This is a genomic window from Enterobacter cloacae complex sp. AR_0002, assembly GCF_001922365.1.
GTDB lineage: Bacteria > Pseudomonadota > Gammaproteobacteria > Enterobacterales > Enterobacteriaceae > Enterobacter > Enterobacter hormaechei_C.
The window spans coordinates 2,250,410-2,275,515 of record NZ_CP018814.1 but is presented as its reverse complement, the minus strand read 5'-3'; the positions used below and the strand labels follow the sequence as shown (position 1 = coordinate 2,275,515).

Annotated in this window: 25 protein-coding genes; 13 read left to right on the top strand and 12 right to left on the bottom strand. The window is 57.7% G+C overall.

Going from position 1 to position 25,106, the window contains the following annotated elements; all coding sequences use genetic code 11:
• Positions 1–39: 39 nt before the first annotated feature.
• The gene (locus tag AM329_RS11205) at positions 40–1,089 is read left to right on the top strand and encodes an HNH endonuclease (RefSeq protein WP_032608795.1); all 1,050 of its coding nucleotides are present in this window, start codon (positions 40–42) and stop codon (positions 1,087–1,089) included.
• A gap of 134 nt (positions 1,090–1,223) precedes the next feature.
• On the opposite strand, the gene AM329_RS11200 is transcribed toward AM329_RS11205, so the two are convergent.
• The 3 genes from AM329_RS11200 to AM329_RS11190 form a co-directional block, all read right to left on the bottom strand.
• A complete protein-coding gene (locus tag AM329_RS11200; RefSeq protein ID WP_032608796.1) occupies positions 1,224–2,201 on the bottom strand; it encodes an HNH endonuclease in 978 nt (325 codons plus the stop codon).
• 225 nt (positions 2,202–2,426) lie between these two features.
• Complete coding sequence (locus AM329_RS11195; protein WP_032608797.1) at positions 2,427–2,882, bottom strand: hypothetical protein; 456 nt, start codon at positions 2,880–2,882, stop codon at positions 2,427–2,429.
• A 282-nt stretch (positions 2,883–3,164) separates the two neighbouring features.
• On the bottom strand, positions 3,165–4,046 hold the full coding sequence (locus AM329_RS11190; RefSeq protein WP_022650550.1) for a LysR family transcriptional regulator: 882 nt from the start codon (positions 4,044–4,046) through the stop codon (positions 3,165–3,167).
• A gap of 105 nt (positions 4,047–4,151) precedes the next feature.
• Between AM329_RS11190 and budA the strand changes: the two genes are divergently transcribed.
• The 4 genes from budA to AM329_RS11170 all read left to right on the top strand — a co-directional run bounded on the left by budA (position 4,152) and on the right by AM329_RS11170 (position 8,026).
• Entirely contained in the window at positions 4,152–4,931 is a 780-nt protein-coding gene (gene budA / locus AM329_RS11185) for an acetolactate decarboxylase (protein WP_003858848.1), read from the top strand.
• Between the two features lie 58 nt (positions 4,932–4,989).
• Positions 4,990–6,624 carry an acetolactate synthase AlsS gene (gene alsS / locus AM329_RS11180; RefSeq protein WP_226860953.1) on the top strand — a complete coding sequence of 545 codons (1,635 nt, stop codon included), beginning with the start codon at positions 4,990–4,992 and terminating at the stop codon, positions 6,622–6,624.
• 20 nt (positions 6,625–6,644) lie between these two features.
• Complete coding sequence (locus AM329_RS11175; RefSeq protein WP_003858846.1) at positions 6,645–7,415, top strand: (S)-acetoin forming diacetyl reductase; 771 nt, start codon at positions 6,645–6,647, stop codon at positions 7,413–7,415.
• Positions 7,416–7,552: 137 nt separating this feature from the next.
• Positions 7,553–8,026: a cold-shock protein gene (locus AM329_RS11170; protein WP_032608799.1), complete on the top strand. Its 474-nt coding sequence runs from the start codon at positions 7,553–7,555 to the stop codon at positions 8,024–8,026.
• Between the two features lie 69 nt (positions 8,027–8,095).
• Here AM329_RS11170 and AM329_RS11165 read toward each other — a convergent pair whose 3' ends face one another.
• The 5 genes from AM329_RS11165 to AM329_RS11145 form a co-directional block, all read right to left on the bottom strand.
• Positions 8,096–8,800 carry an ABC transporter ATP-binding protein gene (locus AM329_RS11165; RefSeq protein WP_022650552.1) on the bottom strand — a complete coding sequence of 235 codons (705 nt, stop codon included), beginning with the start codon at positions 8,798–8,800 and terminating at the stop codon, positions 8,096–8,098.
• The gene (locus AM329_RS11160) at positions 8,787–9,623 is read right to left on the bottom strand and encodes an ABC transporter ATP-binding protein (protein ID WP_032608801.1); all 837 of its coding nucleotides are present in this window, start codon (positions 9,621–9,623) and stop codon (positions 8,787–8,789) included. Before AM329_RS11160 ends, AM329_RS11165 begins: the two co-directional genes overlap by 14 nt.
• A complete protein-coding gene (locus AM329_RS11155) occupies positions 9,616–10,449 on the bottom strand; it encodes an ABC transporter permease (protein ID WP_023324282.1) in 834 nt (277 codons plus the stop codon). Before AM329_RS11155 ends, AM329_RS11160 begins: the two co-directional genes overlap by 8 nt.
• Positions 10,449–11,462 carry an ABC transporter permease gene (locus tag AM329_RS11150; RefSeq protein WP_022650553.1) on the bottom strand — a complete coding sequence of 338 codons (1,014 nt, stop codon included), beginning with the start codon at positions 11,460–11,462 and terminating at the stop codon, positions 10,449–10,451. The genes AM329_RS11155 and AM329_RS11150 overlap by 1 nt, the downstream gene beginning before the upstream one ends.
• A gap of 71 nt (positions 11,463–11,533) precedes the next feature.
• Positions 11,534–13,102, bottom strand: a complete 1,569-nt coding sequence (locus tag AM329_RS11145) for an ABC transporter substrate-binding protein (RefSeq protein ID WP_032608803.1) — start codon at positions 13,100–13,102, stop codon at positions 11,534–11,536.
• A gap of 200 nt (positions 13,103–13,302) precedes the next feature.
• On the opposite strand from AM329_RS11145, the gene AM329_RS11140 reads away from it, so the two are divergent.
• Positions 13,303–14,001: a GNAT family N-acetyltransferase gene (locus AM329_RS11140; RefSeq protein ID WP_003858833.1), complete on the top strand. Its 699-nt coding sequence runs from the start codon at positions 13,303–13,305 to the stop codon at positions 13,999–14,001.
• 102 nt (positions 14,002–14,103) lie between these two features.
• Here AM329_RS11140 and betA read toward each other — a convergent pair whose 3' ends face one another.
• Genes betA through betI form a run of 3 tightly spaced genes read right to left on the bottom strand, consistent with a single transcriptional unit; the run spans position 14,104 to position 17,855 of the window.
• Positions 14,104–15,768, bottom strand: a complete 1,665-nt coding sequence (gene betA / locus AM329_RS11135; RefSeq protein ID WP_032608805.1) for a choline dehydrogenase — start codon at positions 15,766–15,768, stop codon at positions 14,104–14,106.
• Between the two features lie 13 nt (positions 15,769–15,781).
• Entirely contained in the window at positions 15,782–17,254 is a 1,473-nt protein-coding gene (betB, locus tag AM329_RS11130; protein WP_022650555.1) for a betaine-aldehyde dehydrogenase, read from the bottom strand.
• Between the two features lie 13 nt (positions 17,255–17,267).
• Positions 17,268–17,855: a transcriptional regulator BetI gene (gene betI, locus AM329_RS11125; RefSeq protein ID WP_003858827.1), complete on the bottom strand. Its 588-nt coding sequence runs from the start codon at positions 17,853–17,855 to the stop codon at positions 17,268–17,270.
• Between the two features lie 128 nt (positions 17,856–17,983).
• On the opposite strand from betI, the gene betT reads away from it, so the two are divergent.
• From betT to AM329_RS11090, 7 genes are all read left to right on the top strand, one after another.
• Positions 17,984–20,017 (top strand): choline BCCT transporter BetT, encoded by a 2,034-nt coding sequence (gene betT / locus AM329_RS11120; RefSeq protein WP_032608807.1) that lies wholly within the window; start codon positions 17,984–17,986, stop codon positions 20,015–20,017.
• A gap of 138 nt (positions 20,018–20,155) precedes the next feature.
• On the top strand, positions 20,156–20,542 hold the full coding sequence (locus AM329_RS11115) for a type II toxin-antitoxin system RelE/ParE family toxin (RefSeq protein WP_032610190.1): 387 nt from the start codon (positions 20,156–20,158) through the stop codon (positions 20,540–20,542).
• Positions 20,543–20,544: 2 nt separating this feature from the next.
• A complete protein-coding gene (nadS, locus tag AM329_RS11110) occupies positions 20,545–20,829 on the top strand; it encodes a NadS family protein (RefSeq protein ID WP_032608809.1) in 285 nt (94 codons plus the stop codon).
• 211 nt (positions 20,830–21,040) lie between these two features.
• Positions 21,041–21,952: an iron/manganese ABC transporter substrate-binding protein SitA gene (gene sitA / locus AM329_RS11105; protein WP_032608811.1), complete on the top strand. Its 912-nt coding sequence runs from the start codon at positions 21,041–21,043 to the stop codon at positions 21,950–21,952.
• A 2-nt stretch (positions 21,953–21,954) separates the two neighbouring features.
• The gene (gene sitB / locus AM329_RS11100; RefSeq protein WP_022650559.1) at positions 21,955–22,761 is read left to right on the top strand and encodes an iron/manganese ABC transporter ATP-binding protein SitB; all 807 of its coding nucleotides are present in this window, start codon (positions 21,955–21,957) and stop codon (positions 22,759–22,761) included.
• Complete coding sequence (sitC, locus tag AM329_RS11095; protein ID WP_022647369.1) at positions 22,758–23,606, top strand: iron/manganese ABC transporter permease subunit SitC; 849 nt, start codon at positions 22,758–22,760, stop codon at positions 23,604–23,606. Before sitB ends, sitC begins: the two co-directional genes overlap by 4 nt.
• A complete protein-coding gene (locus AM329_RS11090; RefSeq protein ID WP_003858815.1) occupies positions 23,603–24,442 on the top strand; it encodes a metal ABC transporter permease in 840 nt (279 codons plus the stop codon). Before sitC ends, AM329_RS11090 begins: the two co-directional genes overlap by 4 nt.
• Here the strand turns inward: AM329_RS11090 and entD are convergent.
• A complete protein-coding gene (gene entD, locus AM329_RS11085; RefSeq protein WP_032608813.1) occupies positions 24,378–25,067 on the bottom strand; it encodes an enterobactin synthase subunit EntD in 690 nt (229 codons plus the stop codon). The two genes, AM329_RS11090 and entD, sit on opposite strands and share 65 nt — an antisense overlap.
• Positions 25,068–25,106: the final 39 nt, after the last annotated feature.

Genomic DNA, 25,106 nt, shown 5'->3' with positions numbered 1-25,106 from the left:
TCACTTATTTCAAGATATGTTTATTGACGGAGAATAATTTTGAATCTGCGCAAAGATGGATATCCACAAGGTCCGTTGGTACGGGCTGTATGGGAGTGCTGTGATGAACTTTATGAGAAACTAGGCCGAGCCCCCTCCCGCCAGGAATTTAATGACGAAATTGGTAAACGCGAACCACATCGTATAGGTATTAGTACACATTCTCGCCAATGGGGAGAGTGGATGCGCCATCATAATTTCTCAACATTTGTTGCTAGTGAGCCGGGTATCATCCCTGAAGAAATGCACTATCCACAATACCTACGTGTATGGTATGCCGTGACACAACTCGGTTCCGCCTCTGCTGCAAATATTGTTAAGTGGATCCGTAACAGCAACGCCACTCTGAAAGAAACCGAGATTCGCATTCAACTGGATGCATTAACTGTTAATAGCAATTCACGGTATCGATACCTTGGTAGCCGTAAAAGCGCTCGTACTGACCAAGGCAATCCATACGACGTGTTGTTTCGTACAGGAAACCTACGAAATACACGGTATGAACTGTATATCCAAGAACTGCACGGTATATGGGACATTGGTGGTGATGGGAAAACGCCAGTTCAGATTGCTGTCCCAAGGACATATGATCGTTTAGTACTTGAAGTGAGGGACGAATTATTCACGGAGTCTCCGGAGGATGAAGGTGACATCCGTTTAAAAGCTCTGCGTGAGGTTATTGTTCGGGAAGGACAACCCGTATTTAGACGAAAACTCATTGAAGCTTATGATGGCAGATGTGCGGTAACAGGTTGTTCTATCCAAGTGTTACTAGAGGCTGCTCATATAACACCTTATGCTGGTTCCTGGCATACCCGCGCCCAGCATGGTTTATTATTGAAAACAGATATTCATACTTTATTTGATCGTGGTTTGCTCTGGATTGATGACGAACTAAAAATAAGGATATCAGAACAGCTAACTGGGACGGAATATGCAGAGTTAGATGGCAGATACTTAAGATTACCAAAAGATAAGAAAGACTGGCCGTTAATCACTCATTTGCAAAATCATCGGCAATATTGGAGTGATAAATATAATGAGGGTTGATGCACTTAATCCAGCAACGTACCTTCCTCGCTCCTTGCGGAATTGATGGAATTAAATCAAGTCCACTCTTGGTTAAGAGTGGACTATAAACATGATAATTGCTTAATTAAATATAAAATTTGTGAGGTTGTTTTTTAACTATGTATGATAAAATTTAGCGAGCTCACTTCATTCAAATCAAATTTTTTAGTAAACCTTTTCCATCTTTCGACAAGAGCTCCGTGGTTAATTTTATAGGTTACATGTAGCTTTTTACCATGATATCTTACGTACTCTTTATCTTTGATCTGTGGGGCGAAGTAAATTACGAAGGAATCCGGTTCGATTGCAAATAGGTCCAGATCGTAAAGAGTATGCATATCACAACGCAACAATAGTCCATTACTTACATGATTATGTGTATCGTTTTTGTATGCAGTGATATGTGCCGCTTCGAGGATATCAACGATTTCACAGCCACTCACCGCACATTTTGCCTCTTGAGTTAACAAAGTGTCACGGAAAGTTTTTTGTCCACGCCTTTGCTTAATTTGCCGTAGAACCGCCTTACGCTGATCATCTACATCGAAGGGAGTATCATCAATGTCTGCTTCAGAAGGCTTCAACTGAATGATGACATTGAATAGGCTACTCGCCCATTCAAAATCAATTTCTTGAATTGAACTTTGAACGTTGTAACGCGGGGTATGAGATATTAAATCCATCAGTGAGATAGAAGTAATGGGTATAAAGTTTTGCTTATACTCAGCTTTAAATTTGAGTGCCGGCACGTTTTCTACTTTAGGCTGCTCAAATTCATGATCATTGCTGCATCGCCACTTTGGATTTTTTGATTTTCGAAGGGTCAACTTTGCTGGTGTGCAATTCTCATATGGGCATCGGTTACGAGATTTTAGATACGAGGTACATGTTAAATTATCTATAACTGATATTCCCAGAACGTTATTCCTATCAGTTACTATGACAATATCACCTTTTTTGACTTGCTTATGATTTGGGACAAAGTTGTCATATTGGTAAAAACTAGTTGAGTCATCGTGATAACCATTATTCCCAAAGTACCGGAGATCATCATTACCTATTGCTTTAAAAGACCATGCTTTCTGATTCATCCGTTTGATTCCATCATAAAAATTACAATTGAATCATAAAGCAATTATGGAGTGTTGAAAACAAGGTGTACAGTTTATGATCTTCTGTAGCACTTCAACTATAGATGATAGCTTCTAATGTCTGCTCCTCGCTCCTAATGGACATTTATCAAACAACGTTGTCCTTTGCATAAGGCCGAAATCCCGCTTATCACCCAGCAGTATTCCGGCCTCCCATCACCCGCCTCAGTGCACCGTTATATAAGGCTCCTTCACAAACTCCGCCAGCAGCCAGACCATATCATGCAGTAGCCCGGTGAGTTCTTTCGCCACGCTCACAGGCAACGTCCCGCCCATCACCGCCAGCGTTAACGCCTCGGCATAGTCCACCTGCAACGCCGTATCCTGCCAGCAGTCCGGCACACAGGAGGCGATCTTTTCCCCTGCGATCAGCTGTTCAACCAGATACGAAGGCAGTTCGGCATCGCAGCATTCCCGCAGCCGCTTCAGCGCTGCCAGCAGTTGCTTACAGAGCGTGGAAAATGTCACCGCATCGTCCGTTTCCACCAGTACGCTCACGTACGCCGCACAGGTGTCGGTTAGTTCAAAGAGATCCGCAGAATCGGGAAGTTGCAGGTGAAGAAGGTGATTAACAGCGCTTTCTTCAGCGTGTACGTATGAAAATCCAGGGGTAGTCGCCATTTAGCATCCTCGTTGTCCAAAAAATGTCATGTTATGCTAACGGGTTCCTACGCCCGGTTACGGATGTGCCGCAACGCAGGCACTTTACGGCGGCGAAAAAAGGAAGGAAAGGGGATACCCCTGAATTACATAAGGTTGCTTGCAGGTTTGCGAGGCGGCTTCCAAAGGGCATTGCCGGGTGGCGGCTGCGCCTTACCCGGCCTACAAAATCCAAAGCCCCAACAGCGACACGAACCGTAGGCCCGCGCAAGCGCAGCGCCGCCGGGCACAGCCACACCGTAGCTACCCCTCGCTCATCATCGCCAGAAACCGCTTCACCGTCCGCGAACGCTCAAATCGCCGCCAGCAGAGTGCGATATCGGTATAAAGCTCTGGCGAGCGCAGCGCATGGTAGGTGACATTCGGCGGCGAAATAGCGGCCATGGATTTCGGCACCAGCGCGAACCCGCCGCCAGCGGAGACCATGCTCAGGGAAGAGGAAAGTTGTGAAGATTGCAGCGTGTGTTGCATATCGATCCCGGCCCGCTCGCAGCTGCCGTAAACGCGGTCATACAGCCCCGGCGCGACCTCCTGGGGGAACAGCACCACCGGCGTATCCCGCAGCTCCTCCAGCGCCAGATCGCCACACGCCGCCAGGGGATGATCGCGATGCAGCGCCACCACCATCGGCTCCCGATCGAGGATTTTTAATTCGAACACCTTACTGCTTTCGCACGGCAGGCGCACAAAGGCGATATCCAGCTCACCCTCCGCCAGCATCGTCGTCAGCGACGACATATTGGCTTCCACCTGGTGAACCTGCACCGCCATGTTCTGTACCTGAAACTGACGTATCAGGGCGAAGATTTTGGGATGAAAAGCATCTGAACTGGTGATGCCAATCGACAGGCTGCCGTTCAGCCCGCGCGCGATGCCCCGGGCTTTCTCCAGCGCGGCGTCGCTCAGCGCCAGGATCTTACAGGCGTCCTCATAGAAGGCTTCTCCCGCCTCGGTCAGCTCCACGCCCCGCGTCAGGCGCCTGAACAGCGGCGTGCCCACTTCCTCTTCGAGCCGTTTGATCTGCTGACTCAGAGGAGGCTGTGAAATACCCAGCGCTTTGGCCGCCCTGGTGAAGTGTCGCTCGCGTGCTACCGCGACAAAATAGCGCAGATAACGAAGTTCCATATCAAAAACGTCTCAAACCAGCATGGATTCTATATTGGAACTCTCTGCTGAATCGGGTCAACATTTATTTAACCTTTATAAATAAAGTTGAAGAGGACGGGCATGATGATGCATTCATCTGCATGCGACTGTGAGGCGAGTTTATGCGAGACCCTGCGTGGGTTCTCGGCTCAGCATCCTGACAGCGTGATCTATCAGACATCGCTAATGAGCGCCCTGCTAAGCGGCGTCTACGAAGGGGAGACCACCATCGCCGACCTGCTGGCGCACGGCGATTTTGGTCTCGGTACCTTTAACGAGCTGGACGGTGAAATGATTGCCTTCAGCAGCCAGGTGTACCAGCTGCGCGCCGACGGCAGCGCCCGCGCCGCGAAGCCGGAGCAAAAAACGCCGTTCGCGGTGATGACCTGGTTCCAGCCGCAGTACCGCAAAACCTTCGACGGGCCGGTCAGCCGTCAGCAGATCCACGACGTGATCGACCAGCAAATCCCCTCCGATAACCTGTTCTGCGCGCTGCGCATCGACGGCAATTTCCGCCACGCGCACACCCGCACCGTACCGCGCCAGACGCCGCCGTACCGGGCGATGACCGACGTGCTGGATGACCAGCCGGTGTTCCGCTTTAACCAGCGCGAGGGCGTGCTGGTCGGGTTCCGCACCCCGCAGCATATGCAGGGGATAAACGTGGCGGGCTATCACGAGCACTTTATCACCGACGACCGACAGGGCGGCGGCCATCTGCTCGACTATCAGCTGGAGAACGGCGTGCTCACCTTCGGCGAAATCCACAAGCTGATGATTGACCTGCCCGCCGACAGCGCGTTTTTACAGGCCAATCTGCACCCCAGCAACCTTGATGCGGCTATCCGCGCCGTCGAAAACTAACAGGAGAACTACCGTGAACAGTGAGAAACAGTCACGTCAGTGGGCGCACGGCGCCGATATGGTTGTCGGCCAGCTGGAAGCGCAGGGTGTGAAGCAGGTGTTCGGCATACCGGGCGCAAAAATCGACAAGGTCTTTGACTCCCTGCTGGACTCCTCCATCGAGATTATCCCGGTGCGTCACGAGGCGAACGCGGCGTTTATGGCGGCAGCGGTAGGGCGGCTAACCGGCAAGGCCGGGGTCGCGCTGGTCACATCCGGGCCGGGCTGCTCCAACCTGATAACCGGCATCGCCACCGCCAACAGCGAAGGTGACCCGGTGGTCGCGCTGGGTGGAGCGGTGAAGCGGGCAGATAAAGCGAAGCTGGTGCACCAGAGCATGGATACCGTCGCCATGTTCAGCCCGGTGACCAAATACGCCGTGGAGGTCAATTCGCCTGACGCGATTGCCGAGGTGGTGTCGAACGCGTTTCGCGCTGCCGAGCAGGGCAGGCCGGGCGGGGCGTTTGTCAGCCTGCCGCAGGATATTGTCGACCAGCCCACCACGGGGGCGATTTTACCCGCCAGCACTGCGGCGCTGATGGGCCCGGCGCCGGAGTCAGCCATCAACGAGGTGGCGAAGCTTATCGCGAAGGCCAAAAACCCGGTCATCTTACTCGGCCTGATGGCCAGCCAGCCCGCCAACAGCGCCGCGCTGCATAAACTGCTGGAGAGAAGCCGTATTCCGGTCACCAGCACCTATCAGGCCGCCGGAGCGGTGAATCAGGAACACTTCACCCGCTTCGCCGGACGCGTCGGTCTGTTTAACAACCAGGCGGGCGATCGGCTCCTGCATCTGGCGGATCTGATCATCTGTATCGGTTACAGCCCGGTGGAATACGAGCCGTCCATGTGGAACAGCGGCGACGCCACCCTGGTGCACATTGACGTGCTGCCCGCCTATGAGGAGCGCAAGTATGTTCCCGATCTGGAACTGGTTGGGGATATTGCCGCCACGCTGAATTTGCTTGCCAGCCGAATCGAGCACAAGCTTGAACTCAGCCAGCGCGCCTCGGAAATTCTTGTCGATCGCCAGCATCAGCGGGACCTCCTCGACCGTCGCGGCGCATCGCTTAACCAGTTTGCCCTGCATCCGCTGCGCATCGTGCGCGCCATGCAGGACATCGTGAACAACGACGTGACGCTCACCGTCGACATGGGCAGCTTCCACATCTGGATCGCCCGCTACCTCTACAGCTTCCGCGCGCGTCAGGTGATGATCTCCAACGGTCAGCAGACCATGGGCGTGGCGCTGCCGTGGGCGATTGGCGCGTGGCTGGTCAACCCGGGGCGCAAGGTGGTGTCGGTCTCCGGGGACGGCGGCTTTTTGCAGTCGAGCATGGAGCTGGAAACCGCCGTACGCCTCAACGCCAATATTCTGCACATCATCTGGGTGGATAACGCCTACAACATGGTGGCCATCCAGGAGGAGAAAAAATATCAGCGTCTCTCCGGCGTGGAGTTCGGCCCGGTCGATTTCAAAGCCTATGCCGACGCGTTCGGCGCAAAAGGTTTTGCCGTCGAGAGTGCCGACGCGCTCGAACCGACGCTGCGTGCCGCAATGGATGTCGATGGCCCGGCCGTGGTGGCCATTCCCGTCGACTACAGCGATAACCCGCTGCTGATGGGCCAGCTCCATCTCAGCCAGATTTTGTGAATCAATATAAGGACAGAGAAATGCAAAAAGTGGCTCTCGTAACCGGCTCCGGCCAGGGGATTGGCAAAGCGATCGCGCTTCGCCTGGTGAAGGATGGTTTTGCCGTTGCTATTGCGGATTATAACGAAGAGACGGCGAAAGCGGTCGCGGATGAGATCACCCGCAACGGCGGGAAGGCCGTCGCCGTGAAGGTGGACGTCTCTGACCGCGAGCAGGTGTTCGCGGCGGTGGAAAAAGCCCGCACCGCGCTGGGCGGTTTTAACGTCATCGTCAATAACGCTGGGGTGGCGCCGTCCACGCCCATCGAATCCATCACGCCGGAGATTGTCGACAAGGTCTACAACATCAACGTGAAAGGGGTGATCTGGGGCATTCAGGCCGCAATTGACGCCTTCCGCAAAGAGGGGCACGGCGGCAAAATCATCAACGCCTGCTCCCAGGCGGGCCATACCGGCAACCCGGAACTGGCGGTCTATAGCTCCAGCAAGTTCGCGGTGCGTGGCTTAACCCAGACCGCCGCGCGGGATCTCGCGCCGCTGGGGATCACCGTTAACGCCTATTGCCCGGGCATCGTCAAAACGCCGATGTGGGCGGAAATCGACCGTCAGGTCTCCGAGGCGGCGGGTAAACCGCTTGGCTACGGGACGGAAACCTTTGCCAAACGCATCACGCTTGGCCGTTTGTCCGAGCCGGAAGACGTGGCCGCCTGCGTCTCTTACCTCGCCGGGCCGGATTCCGACTACATGACTGGTCAGTCGCTGCTGATTGATGGTGGGATGGTGTTCAACTAAATACACAATACTAAAAAGCTCTGACATGAACTTTCCCCTGCTCCCGTGCAGGGGCTTTTTTTTGTCTCGTCAGCCATTGTGCATTACACTGCGCGCTGCAAAACTTTAGTCTTGAGATCTGACAGGCGGTAACAGCGATGAACGGTACAATCACAACGTGGTTTAAAGATAAAGGCTTTGGATTTATCAAAGATGAAAACGGCGACAACCGCTACTTTCATGTGATTAAGGTCGCCAACCCTGATCTGATTAAGAAAGATGCGGCGGTGACCTTCGAGCCAACCACCAACAGCAAAGGCCTTTCCGCGTATGCGGTGAAGGTGATCCCCGAAAGTAAGCACCTCTATATTGCAGGCGAGCGCGTGAAGCTTACCTCAATTAAATCCTTCGTGGTGTTCAGCGAAGAAGAGCCCGTTGATACTAAAATCGACAAAGAGAACGCGGTGCTGTCGGTGGGGCTGCTGATGAACAGCATCAAACCAAAAACCGAGAAAAAGCCGGGCGAAATGCGCACGGTGAAGAAGCTGGCGATCACTACCTTCCAGAACACGACGCTGATCTTCACTGAAGATGAGATCGACATCGACGCCACGGTGAAGCTGCTGAAGTAACGTTTTGCCGGGTGGCGGTTACGCCTTACCCGGCCTACAAAATGCGTGCGGCACTCGCCGCCGCACGGTTTACCCCATCCTGTGCTCGCCCCGCAACATTGCTTCACGGTCAAATACCCGCTGGATCTCCCCGTGCGCCATAAATGCCGCCCGGTCGGACATATGCGCAATCACGTCCGCATCGTGGCTCACCAGCAGGTAGGTCATGCCGTGCTGCGCCTTCAGGCGGTTGAGCAGGTTCAGAATCTCCGCCTGTACCGACATATCCAGCGCCGAGGTCGGTTCATCCAGCAGCAGAAGCTGCGGGCGCAGCAGCAGCGCGCGGGCAATGGCCACGCGCTGACGCTGTCCGCCGGAAAGCTGATGCGGGTAACGCCTGCCCGCATCGGCAGCCAGACCTACCTGTTGCAGCGCATCCGCCACTTTTTCGGCAACCTGGCTTTCGCCGTGGATGTTTAACGGCTCCGACAGGGTGCGGGCAATGGTGTGGTTCGGGTGCAAAGACGCCCACGGATCCTGGAACACCATCTGCACGTTGCGGCGAAGCGCGCCTTCAAAACGTCGTCCTGGCCGTAAATTTTCCCCGAGGACGGAAATGTGGCCATTCCACTCGCGCAGCAGCCCCGCCAGCACGCGCAGAAGAGTCGATTTGCCGCAGCCGGATTCACCGATCAGGCTGAAGGTTTCACCTTTTTCGATGGCAAAACTGGCGGCGGAAACCGCCGTTTTTTCACCAAAACTCACCCGGAGCTGGTTAACCTCAACGAGTGCCATTGTCGTCCTCCTTCCACGGTTGCGAACGGTCGAGCGTCGGCAGCATCTTGCCAAACGTCCCGGCGTTCGGGCGGCAGGTCCAGAGCGTGCGCGTGTAGGGATGGGTTGCCTGCGGCAACTGGCTCGCCGCCATTTCATCAACGTTCTCACCCTGATACATTACCAGCACGCGGTCGCAGTGCTCCGCCACCAGCGGCAGATCGTGGCTGATGAGCAGCATCGCCATCTGGCGTTCTTCGCACTGCTGCACCAGCAGCTCGAGGATCTGGTTGCGCAGGCGGGCGTCCAGCGCGGAGGTCGGTTCGTCGGCAATCAGCACCTGCGGGTTGTTGATCAGCGCCATCGCAATCATCACCCGCTGGCCCATGCCTCCGGAAAGTTCGCCGGGATAGCGCTGGAGCACGTGCTCGTTCAGCCCCACGGCGCGGATGATATCGTGAATGCGCGCCAGTCGTTCGGCGCGGGGCAGGCGCTGATGGAGGGTCAGCGCCTCATCAAGCTGGGCGGAGACGGTTTTCACCGGGTTTAGCGCGTAGCGCGGGTCCTGTAGAACCATCGCTATGCCGTTGCCGCGCAGCGCCTGCCAGCGGCGGCTGTTCAGGGTCAGCAGGTCGTTGCCAAGCACGTTAAGCCGCTTAGCGCTCACGATGCCGGGCTTGCGCACCAGCCCCATCAGGGCGCGGGCAGACATGGACTTGCCGGAGCCGGATTCTCCTACCAGCGCCAGCCGCTCTTTGCCCAACGTAAAGCTCAGGTTGTTGACCACGCGCGCGGCGGGGTAGTCGATATTCAGCGCATCGACGATGACGCGGTGTTCAGTCATGCTGTGGCTCCAGTACGTCGCGCAGGCCATCGCCCAGCAGGTTAAAGGCCAGGCTGGCAAACAGAATCGCCCCGCCTGGAATGGCGGCAATCCACCACTGGTCAAAAATGACCTGCATGCCGTCGGCAATCATCGCGCCCCATTCCGCCATCGGTGGACGCGCGCCCAGACCAAGGAAGCCCAGCCCGGCAGCGGCCAGAATAATCCCGGCCAGATCCAGCGCCAGTCGCACAATCGCGGAGGGCAGGCACAGGGGCAGAATATGGCCGACCAGCAGGCGCGGGCCGCGAATGCCCATCATCTCCGCGGCGGCCAGATAATCGCTGTGGCGCAGACGCTGGATTTCACTGCGCGCCTGGCGCGCATAGGCAGGCCAGGTCGTTAAGGCCAGCGCCAGCGCGCCGTTGACCAGCCCCGGGCCGAGCATCGCCACAAACGCGAAGGCGAGGATCAGGCGCGGCATCGACATCACCACGTCGGAAAAGCGCATCAGGATGCGCTCCATCCAGCCGCCGTAGTAGCCTGACAAAATCCCCACCAGCAGACCGGCGGGGAGGGTAATAACGGTGACTAAGGCCACCAGCCCCAGTGCCGGACGGGTGCCGTAGATTAATCGGGAGAGCAGATCCCGCCCATAGCTGTCAGTACCCAGCCAGTGCTGCGCGTTGGGCGGTTGCAGACGCGCGGCGGCGTCCTGCCAGTTGGGATCCTGCGGCGCAAGCCACGGCGCGAACAGAGCAATAAGCACCAGCAGCGCGATGGCGATCAGCCCGCAAAACGCGGCAGGGGAGCGGCGCAGGCGGCGTAAGAAGAGATAAAACGGCATTAGCGCACCCTGGGATCGGTCGCCCGCACAAGCAGGTCGGTAAGGTTATTGATCAGAACAAAGCAGACGCCAATCAGCAGCGTGCCGCCCATCACGGCGGTGGTGTCACCGGCGAACAGGGCCGTGGTGAGGTAGCGCCCGATGCCCGGCCACGAGAAGACGGTTTCGGTTAATACCGCGCCCTCCAGCATGCTGGTGTAGGCCAGCGCAATCACCGTCAGCAGCGTGCTGCGAATGTTCGGCAGCACGTGACGCAGCAGGATGGTCATCTCTCCGGCGCCCTTGGCGCGGGCGAGCAATATGTACTCTTTGTTCATCTCGCTCAGACAGGCGGAGCGCGTCAGGCGGGTGATACTTGCCAGCGAGTAGTAGGCCAGCAGCAGCACCGGCAGCACCAGGTGGCTGATGGCGTTGCGGAACGCCTCGCGGTCGCCGGAAAGCCAGGTATCTACCAGCGCAAATCCGGTTCGTGGCTCGACGGTGAATTGCCAGATGTCGTCCAGCCTGCCGGGGCCAGCGCTCCACTGTAGTTTCGCGTAGAACAGAGCCAGCATCAGCAGGCCGAGCCAGAATATCGGCACCGAATTGCCGAGCAGGGTGAGCGTTCTGATCGCTAAGTCCAGTGGCGAACCGGCGTAGCGGGCGCACAGCACACCCGCAATTACGCCGAGTACTGTGCCGATAATTAGCGCCAGCGTTGCCAGTTCCAGCGTGGCGGGAAAGGCGTGCAGCAGGTCCTGCAATACCGGCTGACCGGTAGCGCTGGCGGTGCCTAAATCCCCGTGAGCGAGGTTTTGCAGGTAGTGCCAGAACTGCACCGGCAGGGGCCGATCCAGCCCAAGCTGCTGGCGAACCTGATCGTAAGTGGACTGGCTGGCGTGATCGCCGACGATCTGCAATACGCGATCGACCGGGGAAAAGGCAGAGAGCGCAAACGTGACCAGCAGTAGCCCGAACAGCGTGAGCAGGAGAGTCAGCAGACCCTGAAGCACGCGGGTGGAAAGATGTGGCATGGGAAAATCGTTATCCTGAAAATATGCACGAACGACCCCCTCTCCCACGGGAGAGGGAGAGGGGGGAAAAGCTACTTCATAACGCGATCGTACCAGACCATATCCGCGTTCAGCCCCTGCTGATACCCCTTCACGTTATCGCGCACCACGATCTGAGTTTTGCCCTGGTCAACGAACACGTACGGCGAGTTATGCTGTAACTGTTCCTGCATCTTCTTATACAGATCCAGACGTTTCGCCGGATCCGGCTCGGCAACCGCCGCCAGCGTGGCCTTGTTCAGCTCCGGGATTTTCCAGCCGTTCAGACCGGCCACGGTGCTGGACTTCCCGTCGTTCCACGCGAAGGCGCTGGCGTTGGAGTGCGCATCGAAGTAATCCGGGATCCACAGACGAATCGCCGCCTGATGCTGCTTAGCGCGCACGCGGGCGTACACCTGGCTACCCGCAGCGGGCAGCAGATCCACCTTCACGCCACCCTGAGCAAAGCTCGCCTGCATGGATTGCGCGATGGTGATGAACGGTGGTTTATTCTCCACGTCCAGCGTGAAATGCGCGTCTTTGATGCCCGCCTTGGCGAGGATCGCTTTTGCTTTTGCCGGGTCAAACGTGAACGGATTGTCCTCCAGCGCGCCCGGCAGGCCGACCGGCAGGAAGCTCTGATGAACAAAATACTGGCCTTTCAGCAGGTCTTTGGTGATGCCTTCATAATCCACCAGCCAGCGCGAGGCTTCCCAGAACGCTGGATTATTCAGCAGCGGGTTAGCGCTGTTGCCGGTGTTAAACACCAGATAGTTTTGCTCGGCAGAAGGGATGCTCAGTACCTTCACGCCCGGCTTGCCGCTGAGGGCGCTTATCTGGTCTGCACCCAGATCGCGCGCCACGTCCGCATCACCCTGCTGGATCAGCAGGCGGCGGGAAGCGGGATCGGGGACGTTTTTAATGATGATGCTTTTAAGCTTCGGCGCGCCGCCGGGCGCGGAGTCGTTGGCTTCCAGCACGATGGCCTGATGCGGCTGGTAAACGCGCATTTTGAACGCGCCGCTGCCCGCAGAGTGCATTTTTAACCACGCGTTGCCGAAGTCGTTATCCTTCACGTTCGCCGCAACCTGTTTTTCATCGACGATGGAGGCAATCGGCGTGGAGAGAATATTCAGCGCCACCGACGGGCTAACGTCGGCCGTCCAGTGAAGCGTGAGGGTATGGTCGTCCACTTTCTTTAGCTGGCTGGCGATGTTGCTGGCGTCCCAGCCCAGTACGTTGAGGATAAACGCCGGGGATTTGTTCAGCGTCACGGCGCGGGTATAAGAGAAGATCACGTCTTCCGGGCGCAGCGGGTTGCCGGAGGAGAATTTCGCATCGGGTTTAAGCTTGATGGTCAGGGTTTTTGCTGCCGCGTCCGCGTCCCAGCTTTCTGCCAGAACCGGCGTGATTTTTTCCGGATTATCGCGGTCCGGCTGTACCAGACGCTGGTACAGGCTCGGCACGGTCTGGATGCTGGAAAGCTCGTTGGCTTCGGCCGGGTCAAGGCTCACGATATCATCCAGACCCTGGGCGACAACCAGCGTGTTGGGCGGGGTAGCGGCGTGAGCAGCGCTTGAGAGCGCAGCCAGCACCAGTAACGGCAGCAGTTTTTTAGTCATAGCGATCCCTGAAGAAAATATATTGTGATTGTTTTATGCACCGTTACGGTAGGCTGGCTGAGGATTTCCTCAAAGTCGAAATTCTGCTTTGCTTATGCCATCCGGGAATAACGCATTCGGTCTGGTTATGAGTCACCTCTCTTTTCGTTCGCTTTTTAACCTGCTATAACAAAATCCTTACCTTTCAGGGAGTCACTGCCGTGCCCGAAATCAATCAACATGGTCAAACCGTTAACGATATTGTCCCGGACTGGAAATGCGCCCGCGCGTTAACCCGTACTCTGCTCACCGGCCAGTATTGCCGCCTGGAGCCGCTGGATGCTGACCGCCATTCGGCTGATTTGTTTGAAGCCTATGCGCTGGGTGACGACAGCGACTGGACGTGGCTTGCCAGCACCCAGCCTGTGAGCGTTGAGGCCACTGCGCACTGGGTGCTGGGAAAGGTGCTGGATGACGACCTGGTGCCCTTTGCCGTTATCGATCTGCGCACCGAAAAGGCGGTAGGGCTGGTCAGCTATATGGCGATAGAACGCTTCCAGGGCTCGGTTGAGATCGGCCACGTCACCTGGTCGCGCAGAATGAAGGGCACCCGCGTGGGTACCGAAGCGGTGTGGCTGCTGCTGAAAAATGCCTTTGAGCATCAATATCGCCGGCTGGAGTGGAAGTGCGATTCGATGAACATCGCCTCACGCAACGCGGCGGAGCGGCTGGGGTTTGTCTGGGAAGGGCGCCTGCGCCAGAAGCTGGTGCGTAAAGGCCGCAACCGCGACAGCGATATGCTTTCGATTATTGACGGCGAATGGCCGGAAAAGGATGCGGCTCTGCGGGCCTGGCTGGCAGCGGAGAATTTTGACGGGGAAGGGCGGCAGGTCAGGCGGTTAGAGGAATTTCGGACGTAAAAGCCTTACCCCTCACCTCAACCCTCTCCCCAAAGGGGAGAGGGTGTTCAAGTTCCCTCTCCCCTTTGGGGAGAGGGTTAGGGTGAGGGGAGAAGTTCGCACTCAGCGGCGCCCCGGCGCCCCGTTCGCCACATAATACGCCGCCGTGCTCTTCGCCAGCGGCTCGCGCCCGCGAATGGCGTCGGCAATCTTTTCGCCAATCATGATGGTGGTGGCGTTCAGGTTGCCGGTGATAATCTGCGGCATAATCGACGCATCCACTACGCGTAACCCTTCCAGCCCGTGAACGCGGCCTTCGCCGTCGACCACCGCCATTTCGTCGTAGCCCATCTTGCAGGTACCGCACGGGTGGAAGGCGGTTTCGGCGTGGTTGCGCACGAACTCGTCCAGCTGTTCGTCGGTCTGGCATTCGACGCCCGGGCTGATTTCACGACCGCGATACTTGTCCAGCGCAGGCTGGTGCATGATCTCGCGGGTGATGCGGATCGCGTCGCGGAACTCCTGCCAGTCCTGCTCGTGGGACATGTAGTTGAACAGGATCGCCGGATGCTGGTGCGGATCGCGCGACTTGATGCGCACGTGGCCGCGGCTCGGGGAGCGCATGGATCCAACGTGGCACTGAAAACCATGCTCTTTCACCGCGTTCGAGCCGTTGTAGTTAATCGCCACCGGCAGGAAGTGATACTGAATGTTCGGCCACTCGAACTCCTCGCGGCTGCGGATAAACCCGCCTGCTTCGAAGTGGTTGCTCGCGCCCACGCCCGTGCCGCCAAACAGCCACTCCGCGCCAATCTTCGGCTGGTTCCACCATTGCAGGGCAGGGTAGAGGGAGACCGGCTCCTTACATTCATACTGAAGATACATCTCCAGGTGATCCTGCAAGTTTTCACCCACTCCGGGTAAATCATGTACCAGCGGGATATCAAACTGCTTCAGCAGTTCAGCGTTGCCCACGCCGGAGCGCTGGAGGATCTGCGGAGACGCGATGGCGCCCGCGCACAACAGTACCTCTTTCTTCGCTGTCGCTTTTGACGGAATGGTGCTTTCGCCTTCCAGCCACTCGACGCCCACCGCGCGCTTGCCGTCAAAGATAATGTGATCGGTCATGGCGTGGGTGCGGATGGTCAGATTCGGGCGCGGTTTGGCCTGATCCAGATAGCCGCGCGCGGTGCTGGCGCGTCGGCCCTGCGGCGTGACCGTGCGATCCATCGGGCCAAAGCCTTCCTGCTGATAGCCGTTGAGATCGTCGGTGCGCGGGTAGCCCGCCTGCACGCCTGCCTCCACCATCGCTTCAAATAGCGGGTTCACACCCGGCTTAGAGGTGGTGACGCTCACCGGACCGTCGCCGCCGTGGTAGTCGTTCGGCCCCACGTCGCGGGTCTCTGCCTTGCGGTAGTAGGGCAGGCAGTTGAGATAGCTCCAGTGCTCCAGACCCGGTTCTTTCGCCCAGTTGTCCAGATCCATTGCATTGCCGCGCACGTAGCACATGCCGTTGATCAGCGACGAGCCGCCCAGCCCTTTACCCCGTCCGCACTCCATGCGGCGGTTGTTCATGAAAGGCTCTGGCTCGGTTTCATACGCCCAGTTGTAGCGCTTGCCCTGCAACGGGAAGGCCAGCGCGGCAGGCATCTGGGTGCGGAAGTCAAAGCGGTAGTCCGGCCCGCCCGCCTCAAGCAGCAGGACGGTGGTGTTTGGATCTTCAGTCAGTCGTGTTGCCAGTACGTTGCCGGCAGAGCCGGCCCCGATAATGATGTAGTCAAATTGCAAATAAACCTCCCGGTTAAAATATGGACTGGAATTTACCCATCTCAACCTGGATGGACTTCACCTGGGTGTAACTCTGAAGCGTCATGACGCCGTTCTCACGGCCAATGCCGGAGTGTTTGTAGCCGCCCACCGGCATCTCTGCGGCGGATTCGCCCCAGGTGTTGATCCAGCAGATGCCCGCTTCGAGCTGATGAATGGCGCCGTGGGCGCGGTTCAGGTCGGTCGTGACGATGCCTGCCGCCAGCCCGTAGTCGGTGTCGTTGGCGCGGCGAATCGCTTCCTCAATGGACTCATAGGTGAGGATGGACATCACCGGGCCGAAGATCTCTTCGCGCACGATGGTCATCTCGTCGGTGCAGTCGGTGAACACGGTTGGGGCCACCCACGCGCCGTTATCGAAGCCTTCGCCCTTCAGCACGTCGCCGCCGCACAGCACGCGCGCGCCTTCCTCTTTGCCTTTGGCGATGTAGCGCATCACGCTGTCCCGGTGCGGGAAGCTGACCATCGGACCAAAGTTGGTAGCTTCATCGAACAGATCGCCCGCGCGGATGCGGCCCACGCGCTCAACGATTTTTTGCTCAAACGCGGCTTTGAACTTCGCGGGCACGAACACGCGGGTGCCATTGGTGCACACCTGGCCGGAGCTGAAGAAGTTGGCCATCATGGCGATATCTGCCGCGAGATCCAGATCCGCATCGTCAAACACTATCAGCGGGGATTTACCGCCCAGCTCCATCGTCACCTCTTTCAGGGACGAGGCCGCCGAGTTGGCCATCACCTTTTTGCCGCTGGCGACGCCGCCGGTAAAGGAGACTTTCGCGATGCCCGGATGCTCGGTCAGGTACTGGCCGGTCTCCGCGCCTACGCCCGGCAGGACGTTAAACACGCCGTCCGGCAGGCCCGCTTCGGTGTAGATTTCAGCAAGCTTCAGGGCGGTAAGCGGTGTCACTTCGCTCGGCTTGAAGATCATTGCGTTGCCCGCCGCCAGCGCCGGCGCGGATTTCCACAGGGCGATCTGGATCGGGTAGTTCCACGCGCCGATGCCCGCCACCACGCCCAGCGGCTCGCGGCGGGTGTAGACGAACGAGGTGTCGCGCAGCGGGATCTGGCTGCCCTCCAGCGCCGGGATCAGCCCCGCGTAGTACTCCAGCACGTCCGCGCCGGTGACGATGTCGACGGTCGAGGTTTCGGAATACGCTTTACCGGTGTCGAGGGTTTCCAGCGTTGCCAGCTCGTCGTTACGCTCGCGCAGGATATCGACGGCGCGACGCAGGATGCGCGAGCGCTCCATGGCGGTCATCGCCGCCCAGATTTTTTGCCCGCGCTTTGCGCTTTCGACGGCGCGGTCCACGTCTTCGCGCCCGGCGGCCTGCACGGTCGCCAGAACTTCACCGTTCGCCGGGTTGATGGTCTCGAAGGTGCGACCGCTGGTGGCGGATGTATAACCACCATTGATATAAAGCTGCTGTTCTGCCATTCGGGACATAAATTCTCCTCGGTTAGTCGGTCGGTAAATGCTGGCTGATAAAGTGGCTGGTAAGCGACTGGGCCAGGGTTTTATCCAGCGGTTTGCCGCTGAGCGCAGCGCGCAGCCACAGCCCGTCAATCAGTGCGGCGAGCCCGTAGCCCGCCTCTTCAGCCTGTTCACGCGGCAGCTCGCGGCGGAACTCGTACACCAGGTTTGAGAGCAACCGACGGCTGCTGACCTGCTGCAAACGGTAGAGCATCGGCTGATGCATGCTGCTGGCCCAGAAGGCCAGCCAGGCCTTCATCGCCGCGCCGCTAACCTGAGTTTCATCAAAATTGCCGCCGACAATCGCCTGCAAGCGCTGCTCTGCACTGCCGTCCGGCAGGGCGCGTAAACGGCTTAATACCGCGTCGCGCAGCTGACCGGTGATGTCGCGCATGGTCGCTTCCAGCAGACCGTTTTTATCTTTGAAATAGTGGCTGATGATCCCCGTGGATACGCCCGCCCGACGGGCGATCTGCGCGATGGTTGCGTCATGCATTCCCACTTCATTAATTGCTTCCAGCGTGGCATCGATTAGCTGCCTGCGCCGGATCGGCTGCATCCCCACTTTGGGCATTTTTGCCACTCCATTCATCAGCGTTGGTAATCTATTAAAGCGGTTTTTGATTGGACGTTCAATATAAAATGTGTCTTAATTGTTGCGATTTTGGATTTCAATAGTTACAAAAACAGTGGGGATACTGGATGACAGACCTTTCACAAGACAGAGAAAAAGACAAAATCAACCCGGTCGTTTTTTATACGTCCGCCGGGCTGATTTTGTTGTTTTCCCTGACGACCATCTTCTTTCGTGATTTTTCTGCCGAGTGGATTGGGCGCACTCTGGACTGGGTGTCAAAGACCTTCGGCTGGTACTATCTGCTGGCGGCGACGCTTTACATCGTGTTCGTGGTCTGCATTGCCTGCTCGCGCTTTGGGTCGGTGAAGCTCGGGCCAGAGCAGTCCAAGCCCGAGTTCAGCCTGCTGAGCTGGGCCGCAATGCTGTTTGCCGCAGGCATCGGCATCGACCTGATGTTCTTCTCCGTGGCGGAACCGGTCACGCAATATATGCAGCCGCCGGAAGGGGCAGGGCAGACGATGGAGGCCGCGCGCCAGGCGATGGTCTGGACGCTGTTCCACTACGGCCTGACGGGCTGGTCGATGTATGCTCTGATGGGCATGGCGCTCGGATACTTTAGCTATCGTTATAATTTGCCCCTTACCATCCGCTCCGCGCTGTACCCGATTTTCGGCAAAAAGATCAACGGTCCGATTGGCCACAGCGTCGACATTGCGGCGGTGATCGGCACCATCTTCGGCATCGCCACCACGCTCGGAATTGGCGTGGTGCAGCTTAACTACGGGCTGAGCGTGCTGTTTGACATCCCGGATTCGATGGCGGCGAAGGCGGCGCTGATTGCGCTGTCGGTGATTATCGCCACCATCTCGGTGACCTCCGGCGTGGATAAAGGGATTCGCGTGCTCTCCGAACTGAACGTCGCGCTGGCGCTGGGGCTGATCCTGTTCGTGCTGTTTATGGGCGACACCTCGTTCCTGCTCAATGCTTTGGTACTGAACGTGGGTGATTACGTGAACCGCTTTATGGGCATGACGCTGAACAGCTTCGCCTTTGACCGTCCGACAGAGTGGATGAACAACTGGACGCTGTTCTTCTGGGCGTGGTGGGTGGCGTGGTCGCCGTTTGTCGGCCTGTTCCTGGCGCGTATTTCGCGTGGGCGCACCATCCGTCAGTTCGTGATGGGCACGCTGATCATCCCGTTCACCTTTACCCTGCTGTGGCTGTCGATTTTCGGCAACAGCGCGCTGCACGAGATCATCCACGGCAATGCGACTTTTGCCCAGGAAGCGATGGCGCACCCGGAGCGCGGCTTCTACAGCCTGCTGGCGCAGTACCCGGCGTTCACCTTTAGCGCGTCCGTAGCGACCATCACCGGCCTGCTGTTCTACGTCACCTCGGCGGACTCCGGCGCGCTGGTGCTGGGGAACTTCACCTCGAAGCTCAAGGACATTAACAGCGACGCGCCGAACTGGCTGCGCATCTTCTGGTCCGTCGCCATCGGCCTGCTGACGCTCGGCATGCTGATGACCAACGGTATCTCTGCGTTGCAGAACACCACGGTGATCATGGGCCTGCCGTTCAGCTTCGTGATCTTCTTCGTGATGGCCGGGCTGTATAAATCGCTTAAGGTGGAAGACTACCGCCGCGTCAGCGCCAGCCGCGACACCGCCCCGCGTCCGCTGGGCGCGCAGGACAGGCTGAGCTGGAAAAAACGCCTCTCGCGCCTGATGAATTACCCCGGTACGCGCTACACCAAACAGATGATGGAGACGGTCTGTTTCCCGGCGATGGAAGAGGTGGCCCAGGAGCTGAGGCTGCGTGGCGCCTACGTGGAGCTGAAAAACCTGCCCCCGGAAGAGGGCGAAAATCTGGGGCACCTGGATCTGCTGGTGCACATGGGCGACGAGCAGAACTTTGTCTATCAGATCTGGCCGCAGCAGTATTCGGTACCCGGCTTTACCTACCGCGCGCGCAGCGGGAAGTCGACCTACTACCGCCTGGAGACGTTCCTGCTGGAAGGCAGCCAGGGGAATGATCTGATGGATTACAGCAAGGAGCAGGTGATCACGGACATTCTGGACCAGTATGAACGGCACCTGAACTTTATCCATCTGCACAGGGAAGCGCCTGGGAATAGCGTGATGTTCCCGGATGTCTAAACGGATTCTTAAAATACCTTCAGGCTGTATATAAATACAGTTATTTGGCGCAGCATTACTCAAGGAAGAGTAACCATGCAGCAAGAGCCTGATGCTGAAGCATTCGGGCTTTTGCTGCGTTTAGGGAAGGAACTATGGATGAGTCATGCGATAGAGTTTATCGAAACATCACTCTTTACCCGACAGATTAAAAGCATTGCTACGGATGATGAATTAAAGGATCTGCAAAAGGAACTTATTGCCTGGCCTGATAAAGGTGACCTGATCCAGCAGACGGGGGGGTTACGTAAAATAAGGATGGCGGCAGGCTCAAAGGGAAAGAGAGGGGGGATCAGAGTGATTTACTTTCTTGCCACAGAGGAGGTGATCTATTTCATTATGGCCTATCCAAAATGCATAAAGGACAGCCTGACAGAGACAGAGAAAGCAGAACTTAAAAAGCTGACTTCCATTCTGAAAAATACTGCTTCCAGTGCCGTAAATTTGAGGTGTACTATGTACCCTAATCAGGCAGGTGGAGGCTGATAATGAGTATTTTTAATGAATTAAAATCTTCGCTTGAAGAGGCCGTTCAGATCCATAACGGAAGAAAAGCCGCTTCCCGGGTAACCCGCTATGAAGTTGCTGATGTGCGCGCCATCAGAGAGCAGCTCAATATCACGCAAAGCGAAATGGCGAAGGCGCTTGGCACGAGCGTCGATACGATAAAGAGCTGGGAGTCTAAACGTCGCAACCCAACCGGGCTGGCGGCGAAGGTACTTAATGTGATTCGGGAGAATCCTGCATTTTATAAGGCACTTGCCGGGCAGTGAGTCGCCCTTATGCCGGGTGGCGCTGCGCTTACCCGGCCTACAAAACTCCAAAACTGCTTTACCGTAGGCCTGATAAGCGAAGCGCCATCAGGCTCTCCCTCCGTTGACACAACTTTAATGATAATTATTTTCATTTAAATATAGCCTGTGCTATACCTTATAGCACAGGCTAATTTTGCTTTGATTTTAATCACCTCAGGAGACTTCTGCGATGCATCCACGGCAAGGATTGAAGCGTCTGTTGCTCGGCGCGCTGCTCATGACCGCGACCACCACGGGCGCGCTGGCGGCTGAAAAGTTCCAGGTCATCACCACTTTTACCGTTATCGCTGATATGGCGAAAAACGTGGCGGGGGATGCCGCAGAGGTCACCTCCATCACCAAACCGGGCGCGGAAATTCACGAATACCAGCCCACCCCGGGCGATATCAAACGCGCACAGAAGGCACAGCTGATCCTGGCGAACGGCATGAATCTGGAGCTGTGGTTCCAGCGCTTTTATCAGCATCTGAACGGTGTGCCGGAGGTGATTGTCACCAAAGGCATCACCCCGATGGGCATCAGCGAAGGGCCCTATAACGGCAAGCCCAATCCGCACGCGTGGATGTCGCCGGACAACGCCCTGATTTACGTCGATAACATCCGCGACGCGCTGGTGAAGTACGATCCGGCCAACGCACAGACGTATCAGCGCAACGCTGATGCTTACAAGCAGAAGATCACCGCCACTCTCGAACCGCTGCGCAAGCAGGTCGCGGAGATACCGGAAGACAAACGCTGGATGGTGACCAGCGAAGGGGCTTTTTCCTATCAGGCGCGGGATTTGGGCCTGAAGGAGCTTTACCTGTGGCCGATCAACGCCGATCAGCAGGGCACGCCCCAGCAGGTGCGCAAGGTTATCGATCTGGTGAAAAAACATCACATTCCGGCGGTGTTCAGCGAAAGCACGGTCTCGGATAAGCCCGCCCGTCAGGTGGCGCGTGAAACCGGCGCCCACTATGGCGGCGTGCTGTACGTCGACTCTCTGAGCGCGGAAAACGGCCCGGTGCCAACCTATATCGATCTGCTGAACGTCACCACCCGCACGCTGGTGCAGGGCATCCGCGACGGGATGAAGGAGTAATCATGCAGAAAGGTATTGTTGTAACCGACGTGACCGTGACCTACCGCAATGGCCACACGGCGCTGCGCGACGCGTCGTTCAGCGTGCCGGGCGGATCGATTGCTGCCCTGGTGGGGGTGAACGGTTCCGGCAAGTCCACGCTGTTTAAGGCGGTGATGGGGTTTGTGCGGGCGGCGAGCGGCACTATCTCCATTCTGGGGCTGCCGCCTCACCGGGCGCTGCGTCAGAACCTGGTCGCCTACGTGCCGCAGTCGGAAGAGGTCGACTGGTCGTTTCCGGTGCTCGTCGAGGACGTGGTGATGATGGGCCGCTACGGGCATATGGGGTTTCTGCGTCGTCCCAAAGAATGCGATAAGCAGATCGTCACCGACGCCCTGAAGCGTGTGGATATGCTCGAGCTGCGTCATCGGCAGATTGGCGAGCTGTCCGGCGGGCAGAAGAAGCGCGTGTTTCTGGCCCGTGCGATTGCCCAGCAGGGCGAGGTGATCCTGCTCGACGAGCCGTTTACCGGCGTGGACGTCAAAACCGAAGCCAGGATCATCAGCCTGCTGCGGGAGCTGCGCGACGAGGGTAAAACGATGCTGGTCTCGACCCACAATCTGGGCTCGGTCACGGAATTCTGCGATTACACGGTGATGGTCAAAGGCACCGTGCTGGCGAGCGGCCCGACGGATATCACCTTTACCGCCGAGAATCTTGAGCGCGCCTTCAGCGGCGTGCTGCGCCACGTGGTGCTCAGCGGCTCGGAAGATCGCATTATTACCGACGACGAACGCCCCTTCGTGGCGCACCGACAGGAGGCCAAATGAACGCGCTTCTCGAACCCTTCGGCTACGAGTACATGCTCAACGCGATGTGGGTCTCGGCGATGGTGGGCGGGCTGTGCGCGTTTCTCTCCTGCTATCTGATGCTTAAAGGCTGGTCGCTGATCGGCGATGCGCTGTCGCACTCCATCGTGCCGGGCGTAGCGGGCGCTTACATGCTCGGGCTGCCGTTCTCGCTGGGGGCGTTTTTATCGGGCGGGCTGGCGGCGGGCAGCATGCTGTTTCTCAACCAGCGCAGCCGCCTGAAGGAGGACGCCATTATCGGGCTGATCTTCTCCTCGTTTTTCGGGCTGGGGCTGTTTATGGTCTCGCTCAACCCGACCTCGGTGAACATTCAGACCATCGTCCTCGGCAATATTCTGGCTATCGCCCCGGAAGATATCGTCCAGCTGGCGATTATCGGCGTGGTGTCGATAGTTATCCTGCTGTTCAAATGGAAAGATCTGATGGTGACCTTTTTTGATGAGAACCACGCCCGCGCCATCGGCCTGCGTCCTGAACGCCTGAAAATTCTCTTCTTCACGCTGCTGGCGGTCTCTACCGTGGCGGCGCTGCAAACCGTCGGCGCGTTTCTGGTGATCTGTCTGGTGGTCACGCCTGGCGCGACCGCGTGGCTGCTGACCGATCGCTTCCCGCGCCTGCTGATGATTGCCGTCGCCATTGGCAGCATCACCAGCTTCCTCGGCGCGTGGGCCAGCTATTACCTGGACGGCGCCACCGGCGGCATTATCGTGGTCGCCCAGACGCTGCTGTTCCTGCTGGCGTTCGTCTTTGCGCCGAAGCACGGACTGCTTGCCAGCCGTCGTCGGGCGCGGGAGGCACACCCATGATGACGCTGCTCCTCGAACCCTTCCAGTTTGCGTTTATGAACAACGCGCTGCTGATTTCACTCCTGGTGGCCGTGCCCTGCGCGCTGCTGTCGGTTTTTCTGGTGCTGAAAGGCTGGGCGTTGATGGGCGACGCCATGAGCCACGCGGTGTTTCCCGGCGTCGTGCTGGCCTGGATGATGGGCCTGCCGCTGGCGCTGGGCGCGTTCGTGGCCGGTCTGTTCTGCGCGGTCGCCACCGGATACCTGAAGGATAACAGCCGCATCAAACAGGATACGGTCATGGGGATCGTCTTTTCCGGCATGTTCGGCGCCGGGCTGATCCTCTATATCGCTGTCAAACCTGAGGTGCATCTCGACCACATTCTGTTTGGCGATATGCTGGGTATTAACGGGATGGACATTCTGCAAAGCGGTCTCGTCGCGGGGATGATTGCGCTGGTGATTGGCCTGAAGTGGCGCGATTTTCTGCTGTTCTGCTTTGACTATCAGCAGGCGCAGGCGAGTGGCCTGCGCACCCGCTGGCTGCACTACGGCTTACTGTGCATGGTTTCGCTGACCATCGTCGCGACGCTGAAAGCGGTGGGGATCATTCTGTCGATTTCCCTGCTGATTGCCCCCGGCGCGGTGGCGGTGCTGATTACCCGACGCTTTCACATGGCGCTGCTGGTGGCGGTCGCCGTTTCAGCGCTGGTGTCGGTAAGCGGCGTTTATGCCTCGTTTTATCTCGACAGCGCGCCTGCGCCGACCATTGTGGTCCTGTTCGCGATGGTGTTTATCGTGACGTTTGTGGTGACCAGCGTGAAGGCTCGTCGCCAGGAGCGTGTGACAGCAGAGTGATGACCTGTTCGCCGTGCTGCTGCCAGTGCAGGGGGAAGGCGGTGCCTTCCTCAAAGCCTGCCAGTTGACGGGTCAACGCCAGCGTGAGCGTCTTGTCGTCGAGCTTGGTAACGCGGGCGCAGTCAAAACCCATCCAGGCCTGTACCTGCGGAAAGAGGGCCTTAAACAGGCTCTCTTTGGCGCTGAAGACCAGCGTCAGGGCGAGGGCGAACGGGTATCCCATGCGGGAAAGCACAGGTTCTTCCTGTGTATCAATGATGCCGTCTTTGATTTCCCTGGCTTCGTTTTCGGAGAGGATCGTTTCACAATCGATGCCGATAAGCGCCGGGTATTGCGTGACGACGGCTATCGCCTGCGTGCCGCTGTGGGTGATGCTGCCGGAAATTCCTTGCGGCCAGAGCGGTTCCCCGCTGGGGCCGATGGCGGGAACGGTGTGGTCAGGCAAGGCGTGCGCGGCGGCGATGCGTCCTGCGAGGTGGTCAGCCTTGCGTTTACGTCCGGCGTTAGCCAACTGGGCGTGGTGGGGGAGCCAGAGGAGATCGGCGTCCGTAAAGGTGGTGGGGTCGAAGGTGATGCGGTGGAGGGTGTGGCCAGCGAGAGAAAATGTGCTGTGGGTGGTGTGCATGGTTTTCCTTCTGTATTGTGCGGCCTGATGCCCTCACCC